Annotated in this window: 19 protein-coding genes; 15 read left to right on the forward strand and 4 right to left on the reverse strand. The window is 64.5% G+C overall.

The window, feature by feature from the left end; all coding sequences use genetic code 11:
- Position 1: 1 nt before the first annotated feature.
- Positions 2 to 2020, reverse strand: a complete 2019-nt coding sequence (gene thrS, locus GGR90_RS12245; RefSeq protein ID WP_167921743.1) for a threonine--tRNA ligase — start codon at positions 2018 to 2020, stop codon at positions 2 to 4.
- A gap of 145 nt (positions 2021 to 2165) precedes the next feature.
- Here thrS and GGR90_RS12250 point away from each other — a divergent pair, with 145 nt between their 5' ends.
- The 8 genes from GGR90_RS12250 (at position 2166) to GGR90_RS12285 (ending at position 6252) form a co-directional block, all read left to right on the forward strand.
- Positions 2166 to 2588 (forward strand): MerC family mercury resistance protein, encoded by a 423-nt coding sequence (locus tag GGR90_RS12250; protein WP_167921744.1) that lies wholly within the window; start codon positions 2166 to 2168, stop codon positions 2586 to 2588.
- On the forward strand, positions 2585 to 2962 hold the full coding sequence (locus GGR90_RS12255; protein ID WP_167921745.1) for a VOC family protein: 378 nt from the start codon (positions 2585 to 2587) through the stop codon (positions 2960 to 2962). Before GGR90_RS12250 ends, GGR90_RS12255 begins: the two co-directional genes overlap by 4 nt.
- Positions 2963 to 3027: 65 nt before the next feature.
- Positions 3028 to 3282 (forward strand): DUF6356 family protein, encoded by a 255-nt coding sequence (locus tag GGR90_RS12260; protein ID WP_167921746.1) that lies wholly within the window; start codon positions 3028 to 3030, stop codon positions 3280 to 3282.
- Positions 3279 to 4046, forward strand: coding sequence for an alpha/beta fold hydrolase (locus GGR90_RS12265; protein WP_167922129.1), 768 nt, complete (start codon positions 3279 to 3281; stop codon positions 4044 to 4046). The genes GGR90_RS12260 and GGR90_RS12265 overlap by 4 nt, the downstream gene beginning before the upstream one ends.
- A gap of 12 nt (positions 4047 to 4058) precedes the next feature.
- Positions 4059 to 4496: an acyl-CoA thioesterase gene (locus GGR90_RS12270; RefSeq protein ID WP_167921747.1), complete on the forward strand. Its 438-nt coding sequence runs from the start codon at positions 4059 to 4061 to the stop codon at positions 4494 to 4496.
- A 9-nt stretch (positions 4497 to 4505) separates the two neighbouring features.
- Entirely contained in the window at positions 4506 to 4943 is a 438-nt protein-coding gene (locus GGR90_RS12275; protein ID WP_167921748.1) for a VOC family protein, read from the forward strand.
- A gap of 45 nt (positions 4944 to 4988) precedes the next feature.
- Positions 4989 to 5741, forward strand: coding sequence for a hydroxyacylglutathione hydrolase (gene gloB, locus GGR90_RS12280; RefSeq protein WP_167921749.1), 753 nt, complete (start codon positions 4989 to 4991; stop codon positions 5739 to 5741).
- A 64-nt stretch (positions 5742 to 5805) separates the two neighbouring features.
- Positions 5806 to 6252, forward strand: a complete 447-nt coding sequence (locus GGR90_RS12285) for a hypothetical protein (protein ID WP_167921750.1) — start codon at positions 5806 to 5808, stop codon at positions 6250 to 6252.
- A 182-nt stretch (positions 6253 to 6434) separates the two neighbouring features.
- Here the strand turns inward: GGR90_RS12285 and GGR90_RS12290 are convergent, their stop codons facing one another.
- Genes GGR90_RS12290 through GGR90_RS12300 form a run of 3 tightly spaced genes read right to left on the reverse strand, consistent with a single transcriptional unit; the run spans position 6435 to position 11091 of the window.
- Entirely contained in the window at positions 6435 to 8240 is a 1806-nt protein-coding gene (locus GGR90_RS12290; protein WP_167921751.1) for an AMP-dependent synthetase/ligase, read from the reverse strand.
- A gap of 50 nt (positions 8241 to 8290) precedes the next feature.
- The gene (gene ggt, locus GGR90_RS12295) at positions 8291 to 9979 is read right to left on the reverse strand and encodes a gamma-glutamyltransferase (RefSeq protein ID WP_167921752.1); all 1689 of its coding nucleotides are present in this window, start codon (positions 9977 to 9979) and stop codon (positions 8291 to 8293) included.
- A 41-nt stretch (positions 9980 to 10020) separates the two neighbouring features.
- Positions 10021 to 11091 (reverse strand): quinone-dependent dihydroorotate dehydrogenase, encoded by a 1071-nt coding sequence (locus tag GGR90_RS12300; RefSeq protein ID WP_167921753.1) that lies wholly within the window; start codon positions 11089 to 11091, stop codon positions 10021 to 10023.
- Between the two features lie 110 nt (positions 11092 to 11201).
- Between GGR90_RS12300 and GGR90_RS12305 the strand changes: the two genes are divergently transcribed.
- The 7 genes from GGR90_RS12305 to sufC all read left to right on the forward strand — a co-directional run bounded on the left by GGR90_RS12305 (position 11202) and on the right by sufC (position 17806).
- Positions 11202 to 13001, forward strand: coding sequence for a DUF885 domain-containing protein (locus tag GGR90_RS12305; RefSeq protein WP_167922130.1), 1800 nt, complete (start codon positions 11202 to 11204; stop codon positions 12999 to 13001).
- Positions 13002 to 13097: 96 nt separating this feature from the next.
- Positions 13098 to 13985, forward strand: coding sequence for an AraC family transcriptional regulator (locus GGR90_RS12310; RefSeq protein ID WP_167921754.1), 888 nt, complete (start codon positions 13098 to 13100; stop codon positions 13983 to 13985).
- 298 nt (positions 13986 to 14283) lie between these two features.
- Positions 14284 to 14808, forward strand: coding sequence for an SUF system Fe-S cluster assembly regulator (locus tag GGR90_RS12315; protein WP_245198648.1), 525 nt, complete (start codon positions 14284 to 14286; stop codon positions 14806 to 14808).
- The gene (gene sufB / locus GGR90_RS12320) at positions 14805 to 16292 is read left to right on the forward strand and encodes a Fe-S cluster assembly protein SufB (RefSeq protein ID WP_167921755.1); all 1488 of its coding nucleotides are present in this window, start codon (positions 14805 to 14807) and stop codon (positions 16290 to 16292) included. The genes GGR90_RS12315 and sufB overlap by 4 nt, the downstream gene beginning before the upstream one ends.
- A 95-nt stretch (positions 16293 to 16387) precedes the next feature.
- Positions 16388 to 16807, forward strand: coding sequence for an endonuclease domain-containing protein (locus GGR90_RS12325; RefSeq protein WP_280740874.1), 420 nt, complete (start codon positions 16388 to 16390; stop codon positions 16805 to 16807).
- A complete protein-coding gene (locus tag GGR90_RS12330; protein ID WP_167921757.1) occupies positions 16804 to 17076 on the forward strand; it encodes a hypothetical protein in 273 nt (90 codons plus the stop codon). Before GGR90_RS12325 ends, GGR90_RS12330 begins: the two co-directional genes overlap by 4 nt.
- On the forward strand, positions 17063 to 17806 hold the full coding sequence (gene sufC, locus GGR90_RS12335; protein ID WP_167921758.1) for a Fe-S cluster assembly ATPase SufC: 744 nt from the start codon (positions 17063 to 17065) through the stop codon (positions 17804 to 17806). The genes GGR90_RS12330 and sufC overlap by 14 nt, the downstream gene beginning before the upstream one ends.
- Positions 17807 to 17961 lie beyond the last annotated feature (155 nt).

The raw sequence follows: 17961 nt of genomic DNA on the forward strand, positions 1-17961 counted from the left end.
CTCAATCGCGCAGATCGGGCGGGGTCGCCTCAGCCTTCAGCATCGCGATCGCGTCGGCGAGCGGCATGATCCGCTGGCCGTCCTGCCCGAGGGTGCGGATCGCGACACTGCCTTCATCGGCCTCGCGATTGCCGACCACCAGCAGATACGGCACCTTCGCGAGGCTGTGTTCGCGGACCTTGTAGTTGATCTTTTCGTTGCGCAGGTCGCTGTCGGCGCGAATGCCCGCCGCGGTGAGCTGCGCCACCGCATCCTTGGCATAATCGTCGGCGTCGCTGACGATCGTTGCTACCACCGCCTGCACCGGCGCGAGCCAGGTCGGGAAGCGGCCGGCGAAATGCTCGATCAAAATGCCGATGAAACGCTCGTACGTGCCGAGGATCGCGCGGTGGAGCATCACCGGGCGGTGGCGCTCGCCATCCTCGCCGATATAGCTCGCATCGAGGCGTTCGGGCATCACGCGGTCGGACTGGATCGTCCCGCACTGCCAGGTGCGCCCGATCGCGTCGGTCAGGTGGAATTCGAGCTTGGGCGCATAGAAAGCCCCTTCGCCCGGCAATTCTTCCCAGCCATAATCCTCGTTCGCCATGCCGGCGCGTTCGACCGCTTCGCGAAGTTCGGCCTCGGCCTTGTCCCACATTTCTTCGGTGCCGAAGCGCATGTCGGGGCGCAGCGCGAGCTTCACCGCATATTTCTCGAATCCGAGCTGCTTGTAGACGCGGTCGAGCAGCGCGCAGAAATCGCGGACCTCTTCGACGATCTGGTCCTCGCGGCAGAAGATATGGCCGTCGTCCTGCGTGAACTGGCGCACGCGCATGATGCCGTGCAGCGCGCCATGCGGCTCGTTGCGGTGGCAGCATCCCATTTCGGCCATGCGCAGCGGCAGGTCGCGATACGACTTCATCCCCTGACGGAAGATCAGGACATGCGCGGGACAGTTCATCGGCTTCAGCGCCATCCACTCGGCGTCGTCCGACACGATCGGGCCTTCGTCCTCGATGTTCGGAACCTCGTCGGGGATGACGAACATATTCTCGCGATATTTGCCCCAGTGGCCCGACTGTTCCCACTGCTTGGCGTCCATCACCTGCGGCGTCTTGACCTCCTGATAGCCCGCGCCGTCGATCGCGCGGCGCATATAGGCCTCGAGCTCGCGGTAGATCCGGTAACCCTTGGGGTGCCAGAAGACGCTGCCGTGCGCCTCTTCCTGCAAATGGAACAGGTCCATCTCGCGCCCGATCTTGCGATGGTCGCGCTTGGCGGCTTCCTCCAGCCGGACGAGATGTTCGGCGAGCTGCTTCTTGTTGAGCCAGCCGGTGCCGTAGATGCGCGACAGCTGCGCGTTCTTCTGGTCGCCGCGCCAGTATGCGCCCGAGACGCGCGTGAGCTTGAACGCCGCGGGGTCGAGCTTGCCCGTCGAGGCCAAGTGGGGCCCGCGGCACATGTCCATCCAGCCGTTTTCGTCTCCGGGTGGGCCGCTGCGATAGACGGTGAGTTCTTCGCCCTGCGGCAGTTCGGCGGCCCATTCGGCCTTGAAGCTCTCGCCTTCTGCCGCCCATTTGGCGATCAGCTTGTCGCGCTCCCACACTTCGCGCGTGAGCGGCAGGTCGGCGGCGATGATCTTGCGCATCTCCTCCTCGATCAGCGGCAGTTCGTCGTCGCGGAACGGGCCATGTTCGGCGGTCGGCGCGAAATCATAATAGAAGCCGTCGCCCGTCGACGGGCCGAAGGTGATCTGCGTGCCCGGGAAGAGGTTCTGCACCGCCTCGGCGAGGACATGCGCATAGTCGTGGCGAAAGAGTTCGAGCGCGTCGGCCTCGTCGCGGCTCGTCACCAGCGACAGGTTCGTGTCTTCCTCGAGCGGGCGCATGATGTCGCGCAGCTCGCCATCGATCTTGGCGGCAAGCGCGGCCTTCGCGAGACCGGGTCCGATGTCGGCCGCGATCTGCGCCGCGGTAGTGCCGCGCACGACTTCACGGGCAGAGCCATCGGGAAGGGTGACACGGATCATTTCGGACATCGAAAATACAGCCTTTCTGGGCAAAATTGCCGCGCCCCTTTGCCAGCATGCGATATGGGCGGCAAGGGGCCGATTCACAACAAGACTTGCAATGAGATAATGTATCATTATCTGGCACCGGAACCCCTCCCGCGAAAGACCAGATATGTGCCTCCCCGCCGCGCGCCCGCGCCTCGCCGACCTGACGGGCATCCTCCTGTCGCTGACCTGCCTGATCCATTGCCTCGCCCTGCCGCTGATCCTCCTGCTCGCTCCTGCGCTCAGCCGCTGGATCGCGTTGCCCGAGGGCGTCCACGCGGCGATCCTGCTGTTGGCCCTGCCAGCGGCGGCGGTCGCGATGCGGGACGGGTGGCGGCGTCATCGACGTCTGGTACCCGCGGTCTTCGCGGTCGCGGGGTTAAGCCTGCTCGCGCTTGGCCTGTCGGCGCACGAGGGCTGGATCGCCGTTGCCAACCCAGCGGCGGCCGACCGGTTGCTGACCTCCGCCGGCGCCCTCGCGCTTGCCGCGGCCCATCTCGTCAACTGGCGCTGGCGTCATCGCGGCGGCGGGCATAAGCTGCCGGCATGACCGACGCCCCGCCCCACAGCATCGCCGCGATCCTGCCGTGCACCGATCTCGACGCCAGCACCGCCTTCTATGAAAAGCTCGGCCTGTCGGTCGTCAGCGATCATGGTAGCTATCGTCTGCTCGAAGACGGCAAGGGGTGGCAGCTTCACCTGACGAACGAGTCGCCCGAAGGCTGGCTGGTGCCGGGGCAAAATCCGTTCGGCCTCTACCTTTATACCGACCGCGTCGCGGAACTCGCCGAGCGGATGCGCGACGCGATCCTCGAACGCGAAAAGGCGCCGACGCACAAGCCGTGGGGCATGTACGAGTTCGCGCTGTCGGACCCCGACGAAACGCTCGTCCGCATCGGCTGGCCGAGCCGGTTGGTGGGTTGACCGCGCCTCCGCCTTGCAGGCTTACCCATCCCCCGCTAGGGCGGCGGCAGCAAGGGAGCCTCGCCATGTTCAAGCGCCTGTTCGTCGACCATCCGAAGAGCGTCGATGAAAATTACGTCGAGCATTTCGGCGTTGCGTCGAAATTCGGGGTGACGATGATCTGGGGCGGCCTGTGCGCGCTCGTCCATGCGATCGTTCCCGGCTGGTGCATCACCACGGGCAGCGACACGATCCAGCGGCTCAACAAGATCATGGTCGAGCAGCGGCGCGCCAAGGGGCAATCCGTAATGCAAATGAGCACGGTCGACTGGGTCATCTGATCCTGGTGGACACCGCCCCCGACTATCTCGACCGTCCGGGCCGCCCTCGGCTCGCTTATCGCCACACGCCGGGCGCGGGTCCGGCGATCGTCTTCCTGCCCGGCTACATGTCCGACATGGCCGGCGGCAAGGCGACGGCGCTGTTCGATTGGGCGGCGGCCGAGGGCCACGCCTGCCTGCTGCTCGACTATGCCGGATGCGGATTGTCGGACGGACTGTTCGCCGACCATACCCTGCTCGACTGGCGCGGCGATGTGCTCGACCTGATCGATGCGAAGGCCGAGGGGCCGGTGGTCATCGTCGGATCGTCGATGGGCGGCTGGCTGATGCTGCTCACCGCGCTCGCGCTCGTCCAACGCGACGGACCGGCGCGGGTGGCGGGTCTTGTCGGGATCGCCGCGGCGCCCGATTTCACCGACTGGGGTTTCAGCGACGCCGAAAAGGCGATCATCCAGGCCGAGGGCGCGCTGCTTGAGGAAACGCCCTACAGCGACCAGCCCTATATGACGACGCGCGCCTTCTGGCAGTCGGGCGAGGCGAACCGCCTTCTGGGCAGCGAGATTCCCCTCGCCTGCCCCGTGCGCCTGCTCCACGGGCAGGAAGACGGCGACGTTCCGCCCGAGACCAGCCTGCGCCTCGCGTCCGCGCTCGCCAGCGCGGACGTGCAGGTGACGCTGGTGAAAGGCGGCGATCATCGATTGTCGCGCGATACCGACATCGCGCTGCTGATCGACACGGTCGCTCGGCTCGCGACGCAAATCTAGAAGAGGACTTCCATGGCCCGCAGCGACTTCAAATTCCACGTCACCAAGCGCGTCCGCTACGCCGAGATCGACGCGCAGCGCGTCGTGTTCAACAGCCGTTACCTCGAATATTTCGACATCGGGATCACCGAATATTGGCGCGCCGCGGGCGTCTATGATCGCTGGCCCGATCACAGCAGCCCCGAATTCCACGTCGCGCGGGCCGAGGTCGACTACAAGGTTCCGATCCTGCTCGACGAAGAGATCGACATCTGCGTGCGCGCGTCGCGCGTCGGCAAAAGCTCGATGACCTTCCTGTTCGAGCTGCACGGCGCGGGCAAGGACGACCTGCGCGCCAGCGGACAGTTGATCAACGTCCATGTCGCCGAGGCACAGGGCGCACCGGCGCCGGTGCCGGACGAATTCCTATTCCTGTTCGAAGCGTTTGAAGCGCGGGCCCTTCGCGCCTAATATGGCGGCATGACCAAATATCTTCATACGATGATCCGCGTGTCGGATCCCGACGCGACCGCCCGCTTCTTCAAGCTGATCGGACTGGAGGAAACCCGCCGTTTCGACAATGAGGTCGGCCGCTTCACCCTGATCTTTCTCGCCGCCCCAGGACAGGGCGATGTGGCCGAGGTCGAGCTCACCTATAACTGGCCGCCCCTCGACGGCAGCGCGCCCGAAGAATATTCGGGCGGCCGCAATTTCGGACATCTCGCGTATCGCGTCGACGATATCTATGCGACGTGCCAGCGGCTGATGGACGCGGGCGTGACGATCAACCGCCCGCCGCGCGACGGCCATATGGCGTTCGTGCGCTCGCCCGACGGCATTTCGGTCGAGCTGCTCCAGGAAGGCACGCTCGATCCCGCCGAGCCTTGGGCGTCGATGCCCAACACCGGCGCCTGGTAAAGCCGACCAAGGCGGCATGCCTTTCGCTCCGTCTGTGCTATAGGAATGGCCGGAGCGAAAGGAGACGTCGTGAGCCCAATTGACATCGTCCGTATCCCCGTCCTCAGCGACAATTATGTCTGGCTGGTCCACGATCGCGACAGCAAGGCGACGATGGTCGTCGATCCCGCGGTTGCCGAACCCGTGCTGGAAGCGGCCGCAGCGCGCGGCTGGACGATCACCGATATCTGGAACACCCACTGGCATCCCGATCATACCGGCGGCAACGCGGCGATCAAGGAAGCCACTGGTTGTACGATTACCGGTCCTGCGGCCGAGTTCGCGCGCATCCCGACGCTCGACGTTCAGGTGAAGGGCGGCGACACGGTGCGTCTCGGCGAACATGTCGCCGACGTCTGGGACGTGCCCGCGCACACCGCGGGTCATATCGCCTATCATTTCGCGAACGACGCCGCGATCTTCGTCGGCGACACGATGTTCGCGATGGGCTGCGGCCGGCTGTTCGAGGGCACCGCCGAACAGATGTTCGCCAATATGCGGAAACTCGGCACGCTCGACGATGCGACGCGCGTTTACTGTGCCCACGAATATACGCTGTCGAACGCGCGCTTCGCGGTGACGGTCGATCCGGGCAACGAAGCACTTGCGGCGCGGCTGGCGGCGGTCGAAACCGCGCGCGCGGCAGGTGAGGCGACCGTGCCGACCAGCATCGGCGAGGAACGCGCGACCAACCCCTTTTTTCGTGCCCCCGACGCCGCCGAACTCGCGCGTATTCGCGCGCTGAAGGACGCGGCCTGATGCTTCCGCTTCAGCCCTCATTCATCTGCAACGGCCATATTGGCCGATCTCAAGGAGCTATTTCATGGCGAAGCTGAACCTGATGGCTGCCGCGCTGTTGACCGCGGCCGTGCCGCTGGTCGCCAGTTGCGCGCCCGCTGGATCGAGCGAGCCGGGCGCAGCGGCGCTGACGCCCAAACAGACCGAGCGGCTCGACGATCAGCTCGCCGGCAAGGTTCCGGGCGAACCGATGCGATGTCTGCCGAGCTACCGCACCAACCAGACGATCCGCGTATCGGACAATATCCTGCTCTATCGATCGGGCGGCAATCTCGTCTATCGTAATGACCTGAAAAGCAGCTGCCCGGGCCTCGCGCGCGACAGCGACATCATGGTGGTGCGCCAGTTCGGGTCGTCGACCTGCGAAGGCGATTTCTTCCATCTGGTCGACCGGTCGAGCGGCATTCGCGGGCCGACATGCGTTTTCGGCGAATTCGTCCCCTATCGCAAACCGGAGGGGGACAAAGGCTGAGCCCAGGTTCAGTCGCAGGCGGGGACCGGTTTGCGCCGAGCTCTTCGGGTCGCACCCCGCCTGCTATATGAGTGTAGTCCATTGTTAACTCCCGTTCGCATCGAGCGAAGTCGAGATGGCCCCTCGACCTTGCGCCATCGCGATGGGTGTCTCGACTTCGCTCGACACGAACGGAATTTGAGTCAGCCTTTATACAGCGCCGCGATCTTGTCCTCATAGACTTGCCTCAGCACATGGCGCCGGATCTTCATCGACGGCGTCATCTGTTCATTTTCGATTCCGAAGGCTTCATCGGCAAAGTCGAACTTGCGGACCTTCTCGATCACCGAGAGCTGACCGTTGACCCGATCGATCGCGGCGCGGATCGCGGTGCGGAACTTCTCATGCTCGCGCAGCAGCTTCATATCCTTGGGCAGCCCCTCGGCCTCGGCCCATTCGGCCGCCCATTCGGGGTCGGGGACGAGGATGGCGACGAGGTGCGGGCGCTTGTCGCCATAGACCATCGCCTGCAATATTTCGGGCTGGAGCGTCAGCATGCCCTCGACGCGCTGCGGTGAGACGTTGTCGCCCTTGTCGTTGACGATCAGGTCCTTCTTGCGGTCGGTGATGACGATGCGGCCCTTGTCGTCGATATGCCCGATGTCGCCGGTGTGTAGCCAGTCATCGACAAGCACGCGCTCGGTCTCGGCCTGATTGCGCCAATAGCCTTTCATCACCAGTTCGCCGCGCACAAGGATTTCGCCGTCGTCGGCGATGCGGACCTCGGTGTTCATCAGCGGCGGGCCGACCGTATCCATCTTGATCCCCGCGCTCGGGCGGTTGCAACTGATCACCGGCCCCGCCTCGGTCTGGCCATAGCCCTGAAGCAGCGTCAGCCCGATCGAGTGGAAGAAGACCCCGATTTCGGGATTCAGCGGCGCGCCGCCCGACACCAGCGCCTTCATCCGGCCGCCGAAACGCTTGCCGATCTTGGGGCGGAACAATTTGTCGAGGATGAGGTCGACCGGGCGGTCGAGCAGCCCCATCCGCCGCTCATAATCCTTCTCACCCACGCGCAGCGCCTGGTTCAACATCCAGTTCGCAAGCCTGCCCTGCTTTTCGACCGCCTTGATCATCCGCGCGCGGATCACCTCGAACAGCCGCGGCACGACGACCATGATCGTCGGGCGCGTCTCCTCGATGTTCGAGACGAGCTTTTCGAGCCCCTCGCTGTAATAGATTTGCGCCCCGACCATGATCGGCAGGAACTGGCCGCCCGAATGTTCATAGGCGTGACTGAGCGGCAGGAAGGAGAGGAACACCTCTTCGTCGCCGATGCCGAAGTCGTTGACGAGGACTTCGGCGGCGCCCGCCGCATTGTGCAGGATCGCGCCATGATGCTGCATCACGCCGCGCGGCGCGCCGCCGGTGCCGCTGGTATAGATCAGGCAGGCGGTGTCCTCGCGCTTGACGCCGAGGCCGCGCGCCTTGGTTTCCTCAAGATAAGCCTGGCCGCCTTCGACCAGCGGCGCCCAGTCGTGGACCGACACCTCGCCCTGCTGTCCGACGCGCAGGCTTTCCATCGTGATGACGATATGCGCCTCGGACCGCATGACCGCGGGCATCAGCGTGCGCGCGAGTTTCGCGGTCGAGACGATCACCGCCTTCGCGCCGCTGTTGTCGAGAATATGCTGATGATCGCGTTCGGTGTTGGTCGTATAGGTCGGGACGGTGATGCAGCCCGCCGCCATGATGCCAAGGTCGGCGATGCACCATTCGGGCCGGTTCTCGCTGACCAGCACCACCCGGTCGCCTTCCTTGAGGCCGAGTTCGCGCAAATTATGCGCCAGCGCCGCCACCTGATTGGCGACCTGCCGCCAGCTCAGTGGGTGCCAGGCGCGATCGGCCTTGCGCCACAGGAAAGGATCTTCGCCGCCGCGCTCCGCGCGGTCGAAGAACATCGCGACCAGGCTCGGAAAATGGTCGAGATGGGGATTTTCGAGCTTCATTCTGCCTCTCTCCAGGGAGATTTCGTTGCTTCTGTTATATTATCATTGGGTCAATTCTGTGCCGGCGCGCCGTCGATCGACGAGCTGCCGGGGCCGCGCGGATCGGCGGCGCCGCGCCAGCCCGCCGCGGTGCGTTCGACCGCGTTGAGTTTCGACCCTAGGCTGGTCGCGGTGAAGCTGTAGCCGAAAGGTTTCATCTTCGCGGCGATCGCCTGCCCCGCCGCATTATTCTCGATCAGCACGCCGTTCTTTCCGTAGAAGAGATTGGGCAATTCCATCGCCGCCTTCGCATCGAGTCCCCAGTCGAGCACGCCGATCAGCACCTTGGTCACGTGCATGATGATGCGCTTGCCGCCCGCCGAGCCCACCGCGAGCACGACCTTGCCGTCGGGGCCGTAGACGATCGTCGGCGACATCGAGGACAGCGGGCGCTTGCCCGCCTGCACCCGGTTCGCGGTCGGCACGCCGTCCTTCGTCGGCGCGTGGTCGAAATCGGTGAGTTCGTTGTTGAGGAAATAGCCGTTGGCGATGAGCTGGCTGCCGAAGATGCTTTCGACGGTCGAGGTCATCGAGACGACGTTGCCGGCGGCGTCGACCGTCACGAAATGCGTCGTACCCTGTTCGGGGATCGCCGGCGCGGCGGCGCGCGGCTTCGCCCCCGGCGGCGTGCCGGGTTCGTAGCGGCCCGCAGCGCGATAGGGCGAAATGAGCTGGCGGCGCTCCGCCAGATAGGCCTTGTCGAGCAGGCCCTTCACCGGAACATCGACGAAATCACCGTCGCCGAGATAGGCGGCGCGATCGGCATAGCTGAGCTGCATCGCCTCGGCGAGCAGGTGCCAGCTCATCGGATTGTCCTTGCCCATCGCCTTCATATCCCAGCCCTCGATCATGCCGAGGATGCCGAAAACGGTCGTCGCGCCCGAAGAAGGCGGGCCCATGCCGCAGACCTTGTAGACGCGATAGCTGGTGCAGACGGCGGGGCGCTCCTTCGCCTGATAGGCCGCGAGATCCTTGACGGTGAGCGCGGCCGCGTTGCGCGGAGCCTTCGCGACGGCATCGCTGATCGCCTTGGCATTCGCGCCCGAATAAAAGGCGTCGGGGCCGCGCGCGGCGATGTCGCGCAGGATCGCGGCATAGGCCGGGTTCTTGAGCCGGGTGCCGACGGGCGCGGGCTTGCCATCGACATAATAGATCGCGCGCGCGTCGGGAAAATCCTTCCACATCGGTTCGAACTCGACGAGCCAGTTGTTGAGCGCGGGGGTAACCAGAAAGCCTTCCTCGGCGAGCTTGATCGCGGGCTGGAACAATGCCTTCCACTCGAGCTTGCCCCATTTCTTGTGCGCCATTTCCATCAGGCGCATGTTGCCCGGCACGCCGACCGACAACCCGCCGGGAATGACATCCCTATAGGGACGCGGTTTTCCGTCGGGGCCAAGGAACCGTTCGGGTTTCGCCGATGCCGGCGCCATTTCGCGGCCGTCGATCGTCGAGATGCCGTTCTTCGCGTCATGGTGAAGCATGAAGCCGCCGCCGCCGATGCCGCTCGACTGCGGCTCGACGAGCGTCAGCACCGCGACCATGGCAACCGCGGCGTCGGCGGCAGTGCCGCCCTGGTGCAAAATCTCGCGCCCCGCCTCGGTCGCGCGCGGATCCGCCGACGAGGTTACGCCCTGCGCGGCGGCGAGCGACGGGAGGGCGAAGGTGACGAGCGCGGCGAGCGGGAGGAATCTTTTCAACATGGCCGCGACATTGGCGTGGCCCTCGGGCCAACGCAACCCCGTCAGTGTGCCGTTCCCACCGCGTCCGAAATGCTTGCGAAACCATTGCGCGCCGCCAATTCCTCAAGGCCGTGCGCTATCCGCGCCGCGAGACCCGGGCCTTCATACACCATCGCCGAATAGATCTGGATCAACCCGGCACCGGCGCGAATGCGCTGCCACGCGTCGTCCGCCGATGCGATCCCGCCCGCCGCGACCAGCGGCAATTTGCCGCCGCTCGCAACGTGGAAATCCCTGACGCGCCGCAGCGCCAGTTCGGCAAGCGGAGCGCCCGACAGGCCGCCCGCTTCCCCGCCGTGGCGCGAGACAAGCGCCGACCGCTCGATCGTGGTGTTCGAGACGATGACGGCGGCCAGCCCCTTGTCGAAGGCGACCGCGACGATGTCGTCGATGTCGGCGGTTTCGAGGTCGGGCGCGACTTTCAGGAAAACCGGTTTCGCCGCCCCGGCGGGCTGCGCCGCCGCGACGCCGTCGAGCAGCGCTTCGAGAGCGCCCTTGTCTTGCAGCGCGCGAAGGCCCGGCGTGTTGGGCGAGGAGATATTGACCGTCAGATAGTCGGCGAGCGGCGCCATCGCCGCCGCGCCCTTCGCATAATCAGCGATACGGTCGGCGCTGTCCTTGTTTGCGCCGATGTTGATGCCGAGCGGCACCGGCAGACCGTAGCGACGCAGGCAGCGGATGCGCTCGGCGGCGGCCGCCTGTCCACCGTTATTGAAGCCCATGCGGTTGATCACCGCGCGGTCCTCGACCAGCCGGAACAGCCGCGGACGCGGATTGCCGTCCTGCGGCAGCGGAGTCAGCGTTCCGACCTCGACGAAGCCGAAACCGAAGTGCGGCATCGCGTGCGCAACGCGGGCATCCTTGTCGAAGCCGGGCGCGACGCCGACGGGGTTGGGAAAGTGGAGCCCGGCGAACTCGGTCGCCAGCACCGGGCTCGTCAGCGCATGCCGCGCGCGCGGCAGGGGCGCGAGCGCGTTCAGCGTCAGATTGTGCGCCGCCTCGCCGTCGGTGGCGTGGACGATCGGGCGGACGAGCGCGTAGGCGGTGTCGGTGAGCGAGGCGAAAAGCGACATGGCCCGCCATTGCGCCGAGCCGGCCCCTATGGCAAGCCCCCCGCGGGCCAGCATGAACGCTTGAAAAAAACCGGGAGAAAATCGTGTCGCACCTTCGCCTTGCCGCCAAAATGTCCACCGGCCTGCTGCTGCTCGCCGTGGCGGGCTGCGCGCCCGCCGCGACCGATCAGGCCCCCGCGACCGCCTCGACGCCCGTCGCGGCGGCGCCTTTGGACGTGCCTGCCGGTGCCCCGCTCGCCGAATTCTTCCAGAAATATGACGAGGCGCAACTATCCCTGTCTCCGCAGACCAAGGCGTATCGCGGCATCCGCGACGGCGATTATGGCAAATGGAATGATGTGAGCGACGAGGCCGAGGTCGCGCAGCACAAGCTGCAACAGGCGACCGCCGCCGCGATGCGGACGAGTTACGACCCCGCCAAGCTGTCGCCCGACGACGCGCTGTCCTTTGAACTGTTCAACGCGCAGGCGGCGCGCGAGGAAAGCCTCTTCCCCTATCGCCACCACAATTATCTGTTCAACCAGATGCGCGGCGCGCAGAGCCAGATGCCGGCGTTCCTGATCAACATCCACCGCGTGTCGAACGTCGCCGAGGCCGAGGCCTATGTCGAGCGCATCCGCGGCATGGGTCCGGTGATCGACGCGCTGACCGCGCAGTCGGCCGAGCGCGTCAAGATGGGCATCCAGCCGCCCAAATGGGTCTATGCCTATGTCATCTCGGACGTCGAGAATCTGCTGAAGCCCGACAATGCGCTGATCGAGGATATCACCGCCAAGGTCGGCAAGCTCGACGTCGCGGCCGCCGAAAAGGCGCGGCTGGTCGATGCCGCGAAGGCGGCGTGGTCGGCGAGCGCCGGTCCCGCCTACACCCGCCTGCTCGCCGAAATGAAGGGACAGCAGGCCGGCGCACCGACCGCCGACGGCGTGTGGCGGCTCCCCGACGGCAAGGCCTATTATGAGGCGCTGCTCGCCAATTATACGACGACCGACATGACCGCGACGCAGATCCACGATCTCGGCCTGTCCGAAGTCGCGCGCATCCACGGCGAGATGAAGACGATCATGGCGAAGGTCGGCTTCAAGGGCAGTCTGCAGCAATTCTTCGTGCATCTGCGCACCAGCCCGCAATATTTCCATAAGACGCGCGCGGCCTATCTTGCCGAGGTCGATGCGCATGTGAAGGCGATGGAGGCGCGGCTCCCCGCCTTCTTCAACACGCTGCCCAAGGCGCCGCTGCAGGTGAAGGCGGTCGAGGCGTTCCGCGAGAAATCGGCGGGCAAGGCCTTCTATCAGTCGCCCTCACCCGACGGATCGCGGCCCGGCACTTACTATGTGAACCTCTACGACCTTCGCGACATGTCGAAGACCGAACTCGAGGCGCTTGCTTACCATGAGGGCATACCGGGACATCATTTGCAGCGCGCGGTGCAGACCGAACTCACCGGCCTGCCGCCCTTCCGCCGCTTCGGCGGTTTCACCGCCTATACCGAGGGTTGGGGGCTCTATACCGAGGAGCTCGCCAAGGACATGGGTTTCTACACCGATCCCTACAGCGATTTCGGGCGGCTCGGCATGGAATTGTGGCGCGCGTGCCGCCTCGTCGTCGACACCGGCATCCACGACAAGCGCTGGAGCCGCGAACAGGCGATCCAGTATCTGAAGGACAACACGCCCAATCCCGACGGCGACATCGAAAAGGCGATCGAACGCTATATCGTCTATCCCGGACAGGCGACGGCCTATCTGATCGGCAAGCTCAAGATCATGGAACTCCGCGGCCGCGCGCAGACGGCGCTCGGCGACAAATTCGATTTCCGGACCTTCCACGACGTCGTGCTCGAATCGGGCCCGGTGCCGCTCGACATCCTCGAACGGCGGGTCGATACGTGGATCGCCGCGCAGAAGAGTTAAATAAGTTGACGATTGGCGCTTGACGCGCGGGGATGAAAGGCAAATGATTTCCCGGATAAGAAGGCAGCCGGGGAAAGGCTGTCGGGGTCTGGGTCCATGTCGCAAACATCATCCTCGCCGTCCGGCGCGGACGGCAGCGCGCCGTTCGAACTGCATTATTTTCCGCCCGATCCCGATCTGGCGGACATGGTGTCGAGCTTTTATTTCGCGCGCGTCAACATGCCGCGATTCGACGAATATGAACGCGCCGACCGGCCGCAGTTTCGCTTCGTGACCGCGGCCGATGGCGAATATATCTTTGCCGACGCCCATCATGCGCCGGTTTGCCGGGCCAATATCGTCGGCCCGACGAGCGGGCGCGTGCGTGCAATCAGCAACCGCCCCACCCAGATGTTCGGTTTCGGCATGCTGCCCGCGGGCTGGGCCGCGTTGATGGGCGACGACGCCGACAAGCTGACCGACCGCGCCATGAACGCCGCCGATCTGTTCGGTCCATGGATCGACGAGGTCGCGGCCACGCTGGAAAAGGCGGCGACCGTCGAGGACAAGCTGGTCATCGGCAATAATTTCGCGCGCGAGGTGCTGAAACGCGATGAGCCCGCGCCGATGTGGTTCATCCGCACCGTCGACGGCTGGCTGACCGCGTCCGCTTCGCCGCAGGTGCCCGAACTGGTCGGGGCGACGGGCATGTCGATCCGCTCGGTCGAACGGATGACCAAGCATTATTACGGCCTGTCGCCGCGAATGCTCGCGCGCAAATATCGCGCTGTCCGCGCCGCATCGGCGCTCGCGCGTGGCGAAGGACTCGACGCGGCGCAGCTGGGCGACGCCTTCTACGACCAGTCGCACCTGATCCGCGAGATCAAGCGGTTCGCCGGAGCGACCCCCGGCCAGCTCGGCAAGCCCACCAGCTATACCGAGGCGACCACCAAGGGCCGCAAGCAGCTTGCTGGCAAGGTCAGCCCGCTCGTTTCCGAGACCTGAGCGCATTCCAACGGCGAAAGCCTTCAAAAATTGCGCCGCATGTCGTTTTGGCGTTTCCATACAATCGCGAATCGTCGCGGGGGCATAATTCCCCCCTGCGACCCAGAAGAGCTCATCCTCTAACGAGGACTTGAGACCTTCATCTTGGCACTCATTTGGCTTCGGCCGGATGGGTGCCTTTTTTTTGGCCGCAAAGCTATGCGAAGGCACCAACCTTGCACCGCTTGAACCGATCGCCTATGTAAGTGGAGTGATTTACTCCAGTTAAGAATCGTTCGCAACTGCGACGGAAAAGAACATGCGCCTGTCCAACCTTGCCGATTATGCCGTGGTGCTGATGAGCGCCGCCGCGCGCCAGTGCGGGTCGGTGCCCATCCACGCCGGCATGCTCGCCGAGCAGACGGGCATTCCGGGGCCGACCGCGCAGAAGCTGGTGAGTCAGCTCGCGCGGGCCGGACTGCTCGTCGCGTCGCGCGGCAGCGGCGGCGGGGTGCGGCTCGCGCGACCCGCGGCGGCGATCAATGTCGCCGACATCATCGAAGCGGTCGAAGGGCCGATCGCGCTGACCGCCTGCGTTGCCGAAGGGCGCCATGATTGCTCGCTCGAGGGCAGCTGCAAGGTGCAGCCGCACTGGGGCGTCGTGAACGGCGCGGTGCGCGGGGCATTGGCGGAAATCAGCCTCGCCAGCCTCACCGTGACACCCCGCAAATCAAACCCGCTCGTGTCGAGCGAAGTCGAGACACTCCTCGGCAGCGCACAACCGATGGGCCTCTCGAATCCTGAGCGTGTCGAAGGGCTCGAGGCGAACGGAATTCTTCTATGACCGACAACACCGAACTTCCCGTCAAGGACCAGGCCGCGCACGACGCCGCGGCGAAGGTTGCCGATTATGAACATGGCTGGTCGGCCGACATCGAGACCGACTTCGCGCCCAAGGGGCTGACCGAAGATACGGTCCGCTTCATTTCGGCAAAGAAGAACGAGCCCGAATGGATGCTCGACTGGCGGCTGAAGGCGTTCCGCCACTGGCAGACGATGGAGACGCCCGACTGGGCGAAGCTCAACGTCCCGCCGATCGACTATCAGGACGCGTACTATTACGCGGCGCCCAAGGCGAAACCGAAGCTGAGCAGCCTCGACGAGGTCGATCCCGAGATCCTCGAGGTCTATAAAAAGCTCGGCATCCCGATCGAGGAGCAGAAGGTGCTCGCCGGGGTCGAGGGCGCGCGCAAGGTCGCGGTCGACGCGGTGTTCGACAGCGTCAGCGTCGCGACGACCTTCCGCGAGGAGCTGAAGCGCGCGGGGGTGATCTTCCTCTCCATCTCCGAAGCGATCCGCGAATATCCCGAGCTGGTGAAAAAGTGGCTCGGCAAGGTCGTGCCGATGCACGACAATTATTTCGCGACGCTCAATTGCGCGGTCTTTTCGGACGGCACCTTCGTCTATGTGCCCGAGGGTGTGCGCTGCCCGATGGAGCTGTCGACCTATTTCCGCATCAATGCCGAAAATACCGGTCAGTTCGAGCGCACGCTGATCATCGCCGACAAGGGTGCGTATGTCAGCTACCTCGAAGGCTGCACCGCGCCGATGCGCGACGAAAACCAGCTCCACGCCGCGGTGGTCGAACTGGTGACGCTCGACGATGCCGAGATCAAATATTCGACGGTGCAGAACTGGTATCCCGGCAATGCCGAGGGGCTGGGCGGCATCTATAATTTCGTGACCAAGCGCGCGCTGTGCCAGGGCAAGCGCAGCAAAGTGTCGTGGACGCAGGTCGAAACCGGCTCGGCGATCACCTGGAAATATCCGAGCTGCGTGCTCAACGGCGACGACAGCGTCGGCGAATTCTATTCGGTCGCGGTCACCAACAATTTCCAGCAGGCCGACACCGGCACCAAGATGATCCACAATGGCAAGCGCACGCGCTCGACCATCGTCAGCAAGGGAATCAGCGCGGGCAAGTCGAACAACACTTATCGCGGCATCGTCCGCGTGGCGCCCAATGCCGAAGGGGTGCGCAACTTCACCCAGTGCGACAGCCTGTTGTTGGGGTCGCTCAGCGGCGCACACACCGTGCCGTACATCGAGGTCCGCAACCCGACCGCGACCGTCGAGCATGAAGCGACGACGAGCAAGATCAGCGACGACCAGCTCTTCTACGCGATGCAGCGCGGGCTGGACGCCGAAGAAGCGGTGGCGTTGATCGTCAACGGCTTTGCCAAGGAAGTGTTGCAGCAGCTGCCGATGGAGTTCGCGGTCGAGGCGCAGAAATTGCTGGGTATCAGCCTTGAGGGGAGCGTGGGGTGACCTGGACCCTTCGCGATCAGGCAAAACAACTTAACACCCCTCCCCTTCAGGGGAGGGGCCGGGGGTGGGGTCTATCGGCCTTTAGCCTCGAAGAGTTGCAGAGCCGAGCGCGCAGCATGCGAAACAACCCGACCGAGCCCGAAAAGCGGCTGTGGCGGCATCTGTCGAATGGCCAGCTTGAAGGCCATAAGTTCCGTCGCCAGCAGGTCATTGGCTGGCATATTGCCGATTTTGTGTGTGCTGCGTCGAAGCTGATCGTCGAAGTCGATGGCGATACGCATGAGGAAGCAGCGGACCGCGTCCGCGATGAAACATTGGCGGAGCAAGGTTATCGAACCATCCGCGTGGCTAACTATGATGTGATGTCCAACATGGACGGGGTGTTGCGGTTCATAGCCGACACCTTGCGTCAGGCCGAGAGACCCCACCCCAACCCCTCCCCTGAAGGGGAGGGGCTTGAGAGGGTCGAGGCGCAGAAGTTGCTGGGGATTTCGCTGGAGGGGTCGGTCGGGTGACAGCCTTCCCCAACGGCATTGAAACTCGCAAGAACGCGATACGTCTGCTCGGCGCCATTGATGGCCGTGAGCAGATCGATATGCGCGAGTGGGACATAGATGATTTCATGTCGATCCCGCATTCTGATCCCGCGATCAATCGATGCCGTCTTCGAGTCGCTAACGAACTGATCAATCTACTTTCCTCGCGAGATCAAACGTTGCGGCAACGCATCACGCCTCTGGTCTCCGAGTTAATCGCTGAATTGGAAAACAATGCTTCGGATTGAAAACCTCCACGCCAACGTCGCCGACAAGCCGATCCTGAAGGGCCTGTCGCTCGCCATCAATGCGGGCGAAATCCATGCGATCATGGGGCCCAATGGCGCGGGCAAGTCGACTTTGTCCTATGTGCTCGGCGGGCGGCCCGGTTATGAAGTCACCGAGGGGTCGGTCGACTTCGACGGACAGGATCTGCTCGACATGGATCCGCATGAGCGCGCCGCCGCCGGCCTGTTCCTCGGCTTCCAATATCCGGTCGAAATCCCCGGCGTATCGAACGTCCAGTTCCTGCGCGAGAGCCTCAACGCCCAGCGCAAGGCGCGCGGTGAAGAACCGCTGTCGGGCGGCGATTTCCTTAAAGTGGCGCGCGAGAAGGCGGGGCTGCTCAAGATGGACATGGACATGCTCAAGCGTCCGGTGAACGTCGGCTTTTCGGGCGGCGAGAAGAAGCGCAACGAGATGGTGCAGATGGGGATCCTCGACCCCAAGCTCGCGATCCTCGACGAAACGGACTCAGGGCTAGACATCGACGCGCTGCGCACAGTCGGCGACGGGATCAATTCGATCATGCGGCGCCCCGACAAGGCGGTGCTGCTGATTACCCACTATCAGCGCCTGCTCGATTATGTGCAGCCCGATTTCGTCCATGTTCTGGCGGCGGGCCGGATCGTGAAGTCCGGCGGCCCCGAGCTCGCGCGCGAGCTGGAAGCGCATGGCTATGCGGAGGTGATGGCGTGACACGCTTTCGCGCCGTAGGCGCCTCTCTCTTTCTCCGCGTCTCCGCGTCTCCGCGTGAATCATTCATTTTGTTCACGCGGAGACGCGGAGACGCGGAGGGGGACAGGCCGTGAGCGCGGCTTCCGTCCCCACACGCCACGAGGAGGCCTGGCGCT

It is taken from the genome of Sphingopyxis italica, assembly GCF_011926545.1.
Lineage (GTDB): Bacteria > Pseudomonadota > Alphaproteobacteria > Sphingomonadales > Sphingomonadaceae > Sphingopyxis > Sphingopyxis italica.

Coding starts and splice junctions, on each gene's coding strand:
- GGR90_RS12255 (WP_167921745.1), top strand. CDS start 2,585: ATGACCGACGCCCCGCCCCACAGCATCGCCGCGATCCTGCCGTGCACC.
- GGR90_RS12305 (WP_167922130.1), top strand. CDS start 11,202: ATGTCCACCGGCCTGCTGCTGCTCGCCGTGGCGGGCTGCGCGCCCGCC.
- GGR90_RS12290 (WP_167921751.1), bottom strand. CDS start 8,240: ATGAAGCTCGAAAATCCCCATCTCGACCATTTTCCGAGCCTGGTCGCG.
- sufB (WP_167921755.1), top strand. CDS start 14,805: ATGACCGACAACACCGAACTTCCCGTCAAGGACCAGGCCGCGCACGAC.
- sufC (WP_167921758.1), top strand. CDS start 17,063: ATGCTTCGGATTGAAAACCTCCACGCCAACGTCGCCGACAAGCCGATC.
- GGR90_RS12310 (WP_167921754.1), top strand. CDS start 13,098: ATGTCGCAAACATCATCCTCGCCGTCCGGCGCGGACGGCAGCGCGCCG.
- GGR90_RS12300 (WP_167921753.1), bottom strand. CDS start 11,091: ATGTCGCTTTTCGCCTCGCTCACCGACACCGCCTACGCGCTCGTCCGC.
- GGR90_RS12260 (WP_167921746.1), top strand. CDS start 3,028: ATGTTCAAGCGCCTGTTCGTCGACCATCCGAAGAGCGTCGATGAAAAT.
- GGR90_RS12270 (WP_167921747.1), top strand. CDS start 4,059: ATGGCCCGCAGCGACTTCAAATTCCACGTCACCAAGCGCGTCCGCTAC.
- GGR90_RS12285 (WP_167921750.1), top strand. CDS start 5,806: ATGGCGAAGCTGAACCTGATGGCTGCCGCGCTGTTGACCGCGGCCGTG.
- ggt (WP_167921752.1), bottom strand. CDS start 9,979: ATGTTGAAAAGATTCCTCCCGCTCGCCGCGCTCGTCACCTTCGCCCTC.
- thrS (WP_167921743.1), bottom strand. CDS start 2,020: ATGTCCGAAATGATCCGTGTCACCCTTCCCGATGGCTCTGCCCGTGAA.
- GGR90_RS12250 (WP_167921744.1), top strand. CDS start 2,166: ATGTGCCTCCCCGCCGCGCGCCCGCGCCTCGCCGACCTGACGGGCATC.
- gloB (WP_167921749.1), top strand. CDS start 4,989: ATGGCCGGAGCGAAAGGAGACGTCGTGAGCCCAATTGACATCGTCCGT.
- GGR90_RS12275 (WP_167921748.1), top strand. CDS start 4,506: ATGACCAAATATCTTCATACGATGATCCGCGTGTCGGATCCCGACGCG.
- GGR90_RS12315 (WP_245198648.1), top strand. CDS start 14,284: ATGCGCCTGTCCAACCTTGCCGATTATGCCGTGGTGCTGATGAGCGCC.